This is a genomic window from Alkalicoccus saliphilus, assembly GCF_003044065.1.
Lineage (GTDB): Bacteria > Bacillota > Bacilli > Bacillales > Salisediminibacteriaceae > Alkalicoccus > Alkalicoccus saliphilus.
In genome coordinates this window covers 231547-242880 of the sequence record NZ_PZJJ01000002.1, presented here as the reverse complement: position 1 = coordinate 242880, position 11334 = coordinate 231547, and the positions used below count along the sequence as shown (strand labels likewise).

The 11334-nt window shown below is 44.4% G+C and carries 10 protein-coding genes and 1 riboswitch; of the genes, 2 read left to right on the top strand and 8 right to left on the bottom strand.

Annotation, left to right across the window (positions count from 1 at the left end; all coding sequences use genetic code 11):
- Positions 1–289: 289 nt before the first annotated feature.
- Genes C6Y45_RS02755 through C6Y45_RS02745 form a run of 3 tightly spaced genes read right to left on the bottom strand, consistent with a single transcriptional unit; the run spans position 290 to position 3470 of the window.
- On the bottom strand, positions 290–1624 hold the full coding sequence (locus tag C6Y45_RS02755; protein WP_107583497.1) for an FAD-dependent oxidoreductase: 1335 nt from the start codon (positions 1622–1624) through the stop codon (positions 290–292).
- A 16-nt stretch (positions 1625–1640) separates the two neighbouring features.
- Complete coding sequence (locus tag C6Y45_RS02750) at positions 1641–2315, bottom strand: TVP38/TMEM64 family protein (RefSeq protein WP_107583496.1); 675 nt, start codon at positions 2313–2315, stop codon at positions 1641–1643.
- A 33-nt stretch (positions 2316–2348) separates the two neighbouring features.
- Positions 2349–3470 carry an NAD(P)/FAD-dependent oxidoreductase gene (locus tag C6Y45_RS02745; RefSeq protein ID WP_107583495.1) on the bottom strand — a complete coding sequence of 374 codons (1122 nt, stop codon included), beginning with the start codon at positions 3468–3470 and terminating at the stop codon, positions 2349–2351.
- A gap of 156 nt (positions 3471–3626) precedes the next feature.
- Positions 3627–3811: riboswitch (Lysine riboswitch) on the top strand.
- Between the two features lie 127 nt (positions 3812–3938).
- Between C6Y45_RS02745 and dapA the strand changes: the two genes are divergently transcribed.
- Complete coding sequence (dapA, locus tag C6Y45_RS02735; protein ID WP_107583493.1) at positions 3939–4829, top strand: 4-hydroxy-tetrahydrodipicolinate synthase; 891 nt, start codon at positions 3939–3941, stop codon at positions 4827–4829.
- 596 nt (positions 4830–5425) lie between these two features.
- Here dapA and C6Y45_RS02725 read toward each other — a convergent pair.
- Both C6Y45_RS02725 and C6Y45_RS02720 read right to left on the bottom strand, forming a co-directional pair.
- Complete coding sequence (locus C6Y45_RS02725; protein WP_107583491.1) at positions 5426–6511, bottom strand: AI-2E family transporter; 1086 nt, start codon at positions 6509–6511, stop codon at positions 5426–5428.
- Between the two features lie 237 nt (positions 6512–6748).
- The gene (locus tag C6Y45_RS02720) at positions 6749–7696 is read right to left on the bottom strand and encodes a ribose-phosphate diphosphokinase (RefSeq protein WP_107583490.1); all 948 of its coding nucleotides are present in this window, start codon (positions 7694–7696) and stop codon (positions 6749–6751) included.
- Between the two features lie 163 nt (positions 7697–7859).
- Here C6Y45_RS02720 and pssA point away from each other — a divergent pair, with 163 nt between their 5' ends.
- Entirely contained in the window at positions 7860–8576 is a 717-nt protein-coding gene (gene pssA / locus C6Y45_RS02715) for a CDP-diacylglycerol--serine O-phosphatidyltransferase (RefSeq protein WP_245922489.1), read from the top strand.
- A gap of 12 nt (positions 8577–8588) precedes the next feature.
- Here the strand turns inward: pssA and C6Y45_RS02710 are convergent, their stop codons facing one another.
- From C6Y45_RS02710 to C6Y45_RS02700, 3 genes are all read right to left on the bottom strand, one after another.
- Positions 8589–9086 carry a TraR/DksA C4-type zinc finger protein gene (locus tag C6Y45_RS02710; RefSeq protein ID WP_107583489.1) on the bottom strand — a complete coding sequence of 166 codons (498 nt, stop codon included), beginning with the start codon at positions 9084–9086 and terminating at the stop codon, positions 8589–8591.
- A gap of 349 nt (positions 9087–9435) precedes the next feature.
- A complete protein-coding gene (pfkA, locus tag C6Y45_RS02705; RefSeq protein ID WP_107583488.1) occupies positions 9436–10395 on the bottom strand; it encodes a 6-phosphofructokinase in 960 nt (319 codons plus the stop codon).
- A 181-nt stretch (positions 10396–10576) separates the two neighbouring features.
- Entirely contained in the window at positions 10577–11305 is a 729-nt protein-coding gene (locus C6Y45_RS02700) for an HAD family hydrolase (RefSeq protein WP_107583487.1), read from the bottom strand.
- Between the last annotated feature and the right edge of the window lie 29 nt (positions 11306–11334).

The window sequence follows — 11334 nt, the reverse complement described above, 5'->3', positions numbered from 1 at the left end:
AAAACCTTTCGAACTCCTAGTTTTTACCAAAAATGCTAGGGTTCTTTCCTACGGGCTTTTTTCTTGAATATGTCCTTTGATAAACAAATATCATCTTATTTTTTCATTGACATACTACCGCAGGTCTTTTATACAATCGTATGTTCGTATTGTTATTGTACCAGAATCTGCACCGTTCTTGAAGCTGTATCCTCTCCAGCCGTCACTTCAAAACAAAAGAGAGCACCTTGCGGAAAAAAGTTCCGCAGGGTGCTCACGAGTTAGTAACTCACAGACAACACACAGCACGTTACGCCCGCCATGGATAGTCATCTTTATCTTTGAAAATAGCTCTTTTGCTTCTCCGGTCAAACACAGGTTTAAGATAAAGGAAAGGGGGACCGAGGAAGCGGATGACGTCCATTGGAGTATAGGCCCACCAGCCGACACCGGATATGTTAAGCATATGTTTGTAATGCAGAATCGGATGTCTTTCAAGCCGCTTAAGAGCAAATTTTCTGCCGCCCTGATACCATCTGAACGGCCACGCGTAGCCAAGAGCAGAAAAATGACTAAGCAGCGAAAGTCTGTCTGCACGTTTCTTTCTTACTTTTTCAAACATTTTCAGGTTGGCAGTATCGAGCTTCCCTGTATCATACATCCAGCCGAGAAGGTCTCCCAGAATGGCGCCGTCCTGAACAGCCAGATTCATCCCTTCTCCTGCCATTGGATGAACTGTATGCGCAGCATCCCCTATGATTGCTGCATTTCCTTTTACGTATTCGTGTATATTGTGACGAACAGGAATCATAAGCTGAATTTCTTTCCAGGATTCTATCTGTGTAACGTAATCTTTAAGTGCCGGTTCGAACCTTGAAAAAGGTTCAGTAAACGTATGAAGCCCCTCTTTTTTCATCCGGTTGTAGTCCCCCGGTTTAATAAGCATCACACAGCGGACTTCATTGTCCGGCAATGGAAAAAGACCTATAAAAGATTTATGGGAAGCATACATTTTCGCTTCTGTATAATCGGCCGGTCTCGGAAAGGTGACGGTTAAGAAATGATGATTATACTGCGTAGTTACTTGATTTTGATTTAATGCTTTCCGGATGATGGAAGCTCTGCCTTCAGCACCGATATAAAAATCAGCTTCAATTTCCACTTCCTCCCCCCTGCTGGTAACAAGTGCCCTGTGGAACAGGCTCTTTTTTTCGTCTGCATCAGTAAAACGCTGGAACGCAGCAGGATTCCAGTAATGGAACGAATCATGTTTTTCAGCTTCTCTCAAAATAATGTTTTTAAGCCGTTCATGGGGGATCATCCTCGCTGCCGGAAATTCCGTATGAAGTTTATTGTATTGAAGCGGAATATACATGCTTTCACTAACGGTACCGTCTTTTGCTTCCTTCATTTCATATGTGTGAATTACAGGTAGTTCATGACTCGTTTTTATAATTTCGTCAATAATACCGAGTTCTTTAAAATGAAGGAGAGATTTCGGCTGAAGCAGCTCCCCTTTATAAATTTTACCGGGGTTTTTATCTTTTTCTATCACCAGTACTTTTACATTGTGACGTGCCAGGGAAAGAGCAAGCGTTAAACCTCCCACTCCGCCTCCGATAATAACAACTTCGTATTTTTCCAATCGGCTTCACCTTCCTCTATTCCTGCTTTCTCGTAACATCATCCATACTTAGATTGCGTTTCTGAAGCATTTTTCTTACTACTACAGGGATAGCCAGGGCTACGGCGAATACCGCGGCGGTCACTGCAATAAGTCCTGGAGACAAGTCAGCTATGGAAGCTCCAAGAAGGTTAAAAGCAATAGTTCCCGGTATAATCCCTACACTCGTAGCAGCTATATAAGTTTTAAACCTGATTCTCGATACCGCAGATAAATAGCTGACGAGATCAAAATTGATGACAGGGATTATCCGGAGGGACACAATATAGAAAAAGCCGTTATCTTCAATTCTGCGCCTGATTAAATTCTGGCTCCCGGTGCTGCCGGAAGCAAGTTTTTTGGACCCGCCGAGCTTTCGTATAACTAAAAAAGAAATTACCGCTCCTGAAAGCGACCCGGCATATGTTGCTGCGGGTCCTATAAAAGGGCCGAAAGCGAGGCCTCCAGCTACTGCAAGCATGGAGGAGGGAAAAAGAAAAAAGGGCCTGATAGTATATATAATTACAAAAACAACCGGTGCCAGAAGGCCAAAGGATAGTAGAAATTCCTGAATTTCTTCTGCTTCCACGTTCAGATATTCCTGATTTATATATATGAGCAGCCCGATAATCCCCCCAAATAGTACTGCTTTCAAAACAAACCGAAGATTCATTCTTTATTCTCCTTTATTAAACGGAAAAACACCTTAGAATCCGTTTTTTCCTGCTGTGCTGGAAAGATTGTACATCTGTGGATCAAGGGCTGTAGACAGTCCAAGAGTAAGAGCTGCAATTTCCCTTCCCAGAAAAGGTCCGGAAGTCAGACCGGAAGCTCCAAGTCCATCAGCCATGAAAGCATTTTTTAATTCCGGCACCTCTCCAAAAACCGGCAGAAAACCCGGGGTGAATGGGCGGATTCCCACCCTTGTTTCGATTATTTCGGCATCTGCGAGACCGGGGGCCAGCTCCAGACAGGCCTTCATAATTTCCTGCTGTCCTCCGACAGTCGGGCGGGTATCAAAACCGGTTTCATCCTCCCTGGTGGCACCGAAAACGATATGCCCTCTGCCAAAATTCAAAAGATAATATTCACTGTGGGGCATAACTACCGGCCAGTTTTCATTATCATCCGGAACTCTCATGTGTATGATCTGGCCTTTTTGAGGGCTTACTTCACACCAGTATCCTGATTTCTCTAAAAGTTTTCTGGACCACGCCCCGGCGGTAATAATCGTACGGTCTGCGCGGATGGATTCACCGTCTGCCGATGCACCGTGTACTGCATTGTCTTCAGTTATCAGGGAAGCTTCACTTCTGACAACCTTAACCCCCTGTTTTTCAGCTGCCCGGATGAGCGCTTCGTTTAAGGCGCGTCCATCTACTCTGGCCGAACCGGTGACATGCACCGATCGGTAGCCTTCCCGGATATAAGGAAACATTTTTTTCGTTTCCTGCTCGCTGAGAAGCGAAACCTCCCCTACTTCCGGTGCATCTTCCCGTCTTTTTAAAGCGTGTTTATATTTGTGCTGGAGCCGTTCCTCCAGATCATGAAGATGAACAGCTCCTACCTTTTTATAACCTGTATCTGTTTCATTAAACCATGCAAGTTTTTCCATCAGCGAGGGGTAATAAGCAGCCCCGCCCCGTGCCATATTATACCAGGCTTTATTTCTTCTCTGTGAAAGCCATGGACCGATAATTCCTGCTCCCGCACTCGTTGCCCGTCCCTTATGACCTGCATCGAATAATGTGACTTCCGCTCCTTCGAGCGCCAAATGAAAGGCAGCGGAAGCTCCCAGTATTCCGCCGCCAATTACGTTTATTTTCATTGTAACCACCTGTCAATCGTGAAATTTATATTTCCATTCTAGCTGAGAAAAGCAGACGGCACAAACATTAGCATTGAAGTTTATTTAACACTTGCTTTTTCATTCTTTATTTGGTAACGTGGGGAGCATAAACAAACATTACTTCAAAACACTTGAAGTGAGTGTAGAGGCGCACTGCTTAACAGTATGCTTTCGGAGGGAATGGAGTCCCTGTGAAAAGAGCAGAAAGGAAGAAGTGCCGAAGCAGATTTATTCTCCTTTAGTAAATTCTGCTGGGACTGTATTGAATAAATACAGTACTGTCGTACAGCCAGATGGCTGTATGGAGGGCTATCTCACGCTGATAAACGGATCGTTTATACAGCAGCGGACCCTCGCTGCTGTTTTTTATGTTCGTTTTTCAAGCCATGATTTAGCTCTATTCAACCTCCGCTCAGGCGGAAAATTTATTGAATAGAGGTGTGTAGTATGAATTTTGGAAGTGTCATTACTGCAATGGTAACTCCTTTTGATGCTAATGGAAGTGTAGATGTACAGGCTCTCAGACAGCTTGTTAATCATTTAATTGACAACGGATCGGATGCAATCGTCGTTGGCGGAACAACCGGGGAGGCTCCAACTCTCTCCCATGCTGAAAAGGCGGCCCTGTTTAAAAACACTGTGGATTTTGCAGGTGGCAGAGTACCGGTGATTGCCGGCACAGGTACAAACAGTACCCATGCAGCTGTCGAACTGACGCAGCTTGCCGAGCAGGCAGGTGTTGACGCTGCGATGCTTTCCACTCCATATTATAATAAACCGAGCCAGGAAGGCATGTATTATCACTTTAAAGCTGTGGCAGATGCTGTCTCTCTGCCAGTAATGCTTTATAATGTTCCAGGCCGTACAGGCGTTCACTTAAGTGTGGAAACTACCGCTGCCCTGGCAGCAGACGTGGAAAACATTGTTTCCATCAAAGATGCAAGCGGCGACCTGGACCATATGACAGCCGTCTTATCTTCTGTACCTGAAGATTTTACCTTGTACAGCGGTGATGACAGCCTGACACTGCCGGCTCTATCCGTTGGTGCTTCCGGTATTATATCTGTTGCAGCTCACATTATAGGCAATGATATGCAGCGAATGGTATCTGCCTACAGTGCAGGTCAAAACCGATATGCCTCCCAGATTCACCGGGAACTGGCACCGATTATGGCAGCAATGTTCAGCGCTCCAAGTCCCGCACCGGTTAAGGCTGCTTTGGAAATGATGAATATTTCCGCAGGTTCTGTCCGTCTTCCACTGGTTCCCCTTAACGAAGAGGAAAAGGAGCTTGTTTACCGCGTTATACAGCACAACTTATTCTCTTCCGCTGTGTAAAATTTAGTGCTTCAGCAAACTGAAAGACCCCGGCTATGACAGCCGGGGTCTTTTTAGCTTGTTAATTAAATGATCGTTTTAGAATATTTATTCCAGTCAGTGTATAGATTCCTTCTCTTACCGAGCCTGCCGTGGGGCTGGTCTTCAGCTGTTTGGCCTGCGCCATGGAAAAGGATCTTCAGACTGCGCTGAAATCCCACCGGCGTCTCCGCCGTTACGGAGGGAAAACCACCTCCTTGTCGAAGAAAACGGCTTCAATAAAGAGGGGCATGGTAAAAAACCTTTTTTCTATTTCCCTGCTGCAGCCGCAGGGACGACTCCTGGGCGATCAAGGACGAGGCGAAGATCCATTTCTCCCGACCAGTGGAAGGAAGAAATTAGCTGAGGCCGTCCCGCCCGGAAAGCGTCCCGGAAGGCGAAAGCAGGAAACCGTATATCTATACACCAAAAACACTTTTTCAGAGTGATGATTAAGTTTTGTTTTCCAGAAAAATTATTCCGGAATCTCTCCTCCCTGCCGCAGGGTTTATCATCAGCTGATTCAAGGGCGTCCTTGAAAAAATCTTCCGACTTCACTGAAGACGTCCTCATCAGAGCTACCCATTGAGGTTCGGATACTTCAGCTTGAGCAGACGGTAGACGTTCTGCACAATTACCTTAGCTACTGCGTATGTTGGAATGGCGAGGATTAAACCAATTAATCCGGCAAGGTTACCTGCAAGAAGCAGAAGCAGGATAATAGTAAGAGGGTGAACCTGAAGTTTGTGCCCCATTACATTTGGAGAAATCAAGTTGCTTTCGATCTGCTGAATAACGACAATCCCTCCAATAACCCACAGCGCCGTAAATGGAGAATCAAACATAGCAACTACTACCGCCGGCACCGTTCCTATAAACGGACCGACAAACGGAATAAGATTTGTCAGCATAGCAATTATGGCAAGAACCAGTGAATAATCAAGTCCGATAATTAAATAAAGAATGTAAGCGAGAATACCTACACACACACTGACGATGGCCTGCCCCTGGATATAAGCACTCAGAGTGGAATCCATGTCGTGCATGATCTTCTGTCCCTCTTCCTGCTGATCCGTAGGGAAATAACGAAGAATACTGTCCGGAAGTTTATAACCATCCTTAAGCAGAAAGAACAGAACAAAAGGAAGAACGATGAGCAGGGTGACAACACTGAATATTACACCAAAAATACTCATAAGGTTTCCGCCAAACTGGGTAAGCAGCTGTTGAAGGTTATCTGTAACTGCCGATGGATCCAGTTCTTCCATAACGGGTTCTTCCTGAACCATCTGCACCCATTCATTATTCATTAAATTATTAAACCAGGCTTCAATATCCGAGATAATCTGCGGAAAATTATCTACAAGATTCGATATCTGGTTGGCAAGAATCGGTCCGACAATTGCAACTATTCCGGTGCCGAGACCTATGAAAGCCAGGAATATAAGTATGATCGAAACGACCTTGGGCATAAATTTTTCGAGCAGACTTACGAGAGGTCTTAAAATATAATAAAGGACCCCTCCTACGATTATAACCGGTGCGAGCGTTGAAAAAGCTACAGCGAACGGATAAAAAACAAAGGGCACTTCCACGGCAAGTTTCACAACAAGCAGCAGAAGAACAACACTGTACAAAAATAAAAACCATTTAGATTTCGGCATCGGTCAGCTCCTTTTCAGCGGACATCGTTAAAAAACTGCTCTGAAGGTCACATGTGACCATCGACAGATAGTTTTTTTGTTCTGGAGAGTTGCTTCAGAAGCCTCTGCATATGATTCCAGAATGAAATATGCAGGCTGTTACGGCTTTCAACAGCAGTAATCGGCTGTTTCCTGATGTAATTGGAACGTGACCATTCCTGCCTCTGAGGAAGCGCTTTACTGCATAAACTTTATAGTTTAAAAAAGCGTGCTTACCGACTCGTTATTTTGTACACGCCGGATTCCTTCTGCCAGGAGCGAACCAATAGACAGGACAGTAATTCTTTCATCTCTTTTTTGAGCAGGAAGATATACAGAATTAGTAATGACGACTTCTTTCAGTTCCGATTCTCTGATTCGTGATACTGCAGGTTCTGACAGCACCCCATGCGTGCTGCATGCATAAACCTCATTAGCCCCGAACTCTTTGAGAGCCATGCAGCCGGATGTGACCGTTCTTGCCGTATCAATCATATCGTCAATAATAATCGCCGATTTTCCTTTTATATCACCGATAATGTTAATGCCCTGTACAGATCCGGGATCATTTTTACGTTGTTTGTCTATGAAGGCGATAGGAGCATCCAGCATATCGGCCAGCCTCCTCGCTCTGGACGTTCCGGCATTTTCAGGAGCAATTACTACAATATCTTCTAAGTTTTTCGCTTTAAAGTAATCGGCAAGAAGACTGTTTGCCCTTAGTTCGTCCACCGGAATATTGAAAAATCCCTGAACCTGCGCTGCATGAAGATCTACTGTCAAAATTCTCGTAGCACCTGCTGCTTCAAGAAGATTTGCAATCAGTTTGGCCGTAATCGGTTCTCTCGACCGGGCCTTGCGATCCTGCCGGGCATATCCATAATAAGGAATCACAATATTAATCGACCGGGCGGATGCTCTTTTCAGCGCGTCTATCATAATAAGAAGCTCCATTAAATATTCATTTCCGGGCTCCGAAGTAGACTGGATGAGATATGTATCATAACCTCTCACCGTCTCGTCAATAACGATTTGAACTTCCCCGTCACTGAAACGGGTAATGGAAGAAGCTCCAATTTCCATCCCCAGGTCTGATGCTATTTCCTCTGCAAGTCCCCTGTTGGAATTTAATGTGAATAATTTCATATCATTTTGCATTTTATTCATTCCCTTCTGCCTGTCTCAATGTGTATATACTACCACAGGATCATGCATTCTGCCTGTATTTTCAGTCGTTTTTGAATAAAGTCCTTCAAAGCTTTTTGTTATGCTGTTTATTAAGGTATAATGAAGGCTGTATGCATACCCTATCTTGAGGAGGAAGTTTATTTTGATTGTACGCCAGCTCCCTAATGGAATAACCCTTGCAAACCTCTTGTTCGGATTTTTATCTATTGGAGCTACCAGCATGGGAGACTATCAAAACGCCGCTATTTTTATTTTAATAGGTATGATGCTGGACAGTATGGACGGCTGGACAGCAAGGAAACTCGGGGTGGAATCTACTTTCGGTAAAGAGCTCGACTCCCTTGCCGACATTGTCACTTTCGGAACAGCCCCTGCGATGCTTATATTTGGTTCAACGTTCAGTGATTTAGGAATTATCGGGCTGCTTATCGCAGGAAGTTTTCCTGTTTTTGGAGCGATTCGTCTGGCCAGGTTCAATATAGATACAGAATCCTCGGCCAAAAATTACTTTACCGGAGTTCCTATTACTGCCGCCGGTGGAATCATCGCACTGCTTACACTTTTTAATTTCGCCATACCACAGGCGGTACTCTCAGCAGCATATATGCTTCTCTGTATATTAATGGTCAGCAAAATACCTGTTCCGAGCCTTAAAGAGGTGCCTGTGCCGAAATATACGATTATTATTACCGCACTTTTAATATCTCTTATCGTCGTTACAAGGTACAACGCCCTTATTGAATACTCTCATTTTATTATTGTTGCTATTATTTTATATATTGCCTTTTTAATCATTTTCGCTTTGTTGAAAAAGAAACGCCTTAGAAAAGCAGAGGGGAACGGAAAGATCCGTTCGTAACCCTCTGCGTTTTTATTTATTTCTACTGTTTCTTTTTGTCTGCCGTTCCTGAATATCTTTGGAGCTTTCGTTCTCTACTTCTTCGAGAAATTCTCCGCGGAGACTGTCCCGGTGACCTTCCGGCTTTTCAGAAATGGGTTCCGATACGTCTTCTTCCACCGGCCGGCCCACGTCTGTTCTGCCACTGCTGTTATCAACTGTCGTCCGGGCCGTTGGAACAGCTTCGAGCCGTTCAAAAGGTATCTCCTCCCCACTTACTTCACAAATGCCGTATGTGCCTTCTTCAATTTTAGCTAAAGCTTCTTCAACATCGTACAATTCGTCTTCATCTTTTTTGGATAAAGCAAGGTCTGTGTGCTGCTCCGTCAGTTCCGTCCCCTGATCCCCCGGATGGTTGCTGTAATTGGACAGCTCCGTGTCCTCCGCCTGTGTATTGTCCTTTCTGCTTATGAGTTCGCTTCTGCGTTCAAGAAGCATCTGCTTTAAGTAATCTAAATTTTTATTATCCATGAGTAAGTCCTCCTAGTGGTTATTTCTTAAATATTATTCACGTAAAGAAGAGTCGGTAAACGTTTATATGCCCGTACACTTTGTTTTACATAACTTATGCCCGTTTATACAGGCAGCAGGTCCCCTCTATAAGGCGGGCCCCCTTAAAAGATAAATGCCTTAAAAATAAAGAACATCGTTCATGAAAAAAGATCGAAGTAAATCTCCAGCCGTCAGCGAAACACAGCTTGAAAGATAAAAAAACACCGGGCCGGTATGCCTCCGGTCCAGTGTCAGGCGGTTAATAACTTTGTTATGGACGTGTGCAGGCTGCAGTTAACATTGCCTCGCTCCAGCACCATGATGTCAGTTAAACAGAGAGTATTTCCGCCATATTGTACAAAGTTTGGTCGAGCTTTTTTTTCTGCTTCATTGCTTCGCTGATCGGCATCGAAAATACATTGCTGTGACGAACTCCCACAGCGAGACCTGACTCTTCTCTCCGTAGCAGCTCTACTGCTTCAATACCGAGTCTGCTGGCCAGTATTCTGTCAGCTGACGTCGGGTCCCCGCCCCGCTGAATAAAACCGAGAACGGTTATTCGGGAACTTTCTCCAGCCTCACGAAGCAGGTCTTCCTGCAGTTTCGAAGCATTTCCCGAACCTTCCGCGAGCATAATAATATGATGCATTTTCCCTCTTTCTTTTCCTTTATTCAATCGATTTATTACATCCTGAGTAGAAACCGGATCTTCAGGTATAATAATACTTTCTGCTCCGCCGGCTATTCCTGCATACAGAGCCAGATCACCGCAGTATCGTCCCATTACTTCGATAATAGTTGTTTTCTCGTGCGAAGTGGAAGTATCCCTTATTTTAGTTACGGCCTGAAGGACAGTGTTGACCGCTGTATCAAAACCGATAGTAAAATCAGTGTAGGCGAGGTCATTATCTATTGTTCCTGGAATACCTATAGTAGCAATACCTTCCTCGGTAAGCCGTTCAGCTCCCCGGAACGATCCGTCGCCGCCTATAACTACGAGACCTTCTATTCCGAGAGAACGAAGAGAGGCCGCTGCCTTCTCCCGTCCTTCTTTCGTCATAAACTCTTGGGAACGGGCAGTTTTTAAAAAGGTTCCACCTTTGTGGATGATATCTCCTACGGACGAAGCGGACAGTTTTTTTATATCACTGTGAATCAGCCCTTCATATCCTCTGCGCACCCCGTAAGGAACAATATTATAATAAACACAGGCTCTTACTACAGCACGAATTGCTGCATTCATTCCGGGAGCATCTCCCCCGCTTGTTAAAACAGCTATTTTTTTCAAAACTTTCCTCCGTTCAAGAAGTCTGACGTCTTGTCTTTATTGTACTAATATTAGGTTGCAAATGCCAGCCCTGCCTGAGGAATACATATGCTTTTTAAAGAACTCAGAGGGTCATTCTTATTTTTTCCTATAACCGGAAATCTCTGCGTAGAAGCACCGGGCCTGACAAGCAGGGACGAGTTTACTTCTTTTCCTCAAATATACCAGTATCCTGTTCTATGTGATTTTTAAGATGAGCAAGGGTCCCCTGGTCATGTATTGGGAATTCTGTATTTCCTCTGTCTATAACATGACCTTCTACGAGGTAAGTAGTCATTCCGGCAGTGGAAGCAGCCATATCCTCCTGTTTGTCATTACCTGCCATAATGCATTCTTCAGGTTGTACACCGAGTTTTCCGGCGATCCATTCATAATATTCCCGGTGTGGTTTTGTGTAGGAGCTGTTTTCATATACTGTTACAAGATCTATTGGGAGATCTTTAACACCTGCCCATTCCAGCCGGTGTTCTATCGCACGCGACGGAAACACGGGATTGGTGGCAACTGCTACTTTGTAACCTTTTTTTAAAGCAGCCTCCACTACTTTTCTGGCTTCCGGAACCGGGGCAGTAAGAGGTGCAAATTTCGGGAATTCTTCTTCATAAAATTGATTAAGGGCAGGCCAAATCTCTTCTTTTTCTTTGTTTATCAACGGAAGGAACGTTTCTGTAAACACCTGCTCGTTCGTTTTGTATTTTTCTTTATTTTTCATCATGGCTTCTGTTCCGCTCCAGAGGGCCTTTAAAAAAATCTCGGGTTCTACAATGTGACTTACTTTAGGGGCAAGACTTTTCGTGTACTGGGCTATAAATGCTTCTGTATTCATCGGGAGAAGAGTACCGTCAAGATCAAATAAAACTGCTTTTATCATGTTATCCGCCTCCATATATGTAAAACGCT

What these genes read in the sequence shown, in the direction of transcription:
- dapA (WP_107583493.1), top strand. Translation starts at nt 3,939, where the DNA reads ATGAATTTTGGAAGTGTCATTACTGCAATGGTAACTCCTTTTGATGCT.
- C6Y45_RS02750 (WP_107583496.1), bottom strand. Translation starts at nt 2,315, where the DNA reads ATGAATCTTCGGTTTGTTTTGAAAGCAGTACTATTTGGGGGGATTATC.
- C6Y45_RS02700 (WP_107583487.1), bottom strand. Translation starts at nt 11,305, where the DNA reads ATGATAAAAGCAGTTTTATTTGATCTTGACGGTACTCTTCTCCCGATG.
- C6Y45_RS02725 (WP_107583491.1), bottom strand. Translation starts at nt 6,511, where the DNA reads ATGCCGAAATCTAAATGGTTTTTATTTTTGTACAGTGTTGTTCTTCTG.
- C6Y45_RS02745 (WP_107583495.1), bottom strand. Translation starts at nt 3,470, where the DNA reads ATGAAAATAAACGTAATTGGCGGCGGAATACTGGGAGCTTCCGCTGCC.
- C6Y45_RS02720 (WP_107583490.1), bottom strand. Translation starts at nt 7,696, where the DNA reads ATGAATAAAATGCAAAATGATATGAAATTATTCACATTAAATTCCAAC.
- C6Y45_RS02710 (WP_107583489.1), bottom strand. Translation starts at nt 9,086, where the DNA reads ATGGATAATAAAAATTTAGATTACTTAAAGCAGATGCTTCTTGAACGC.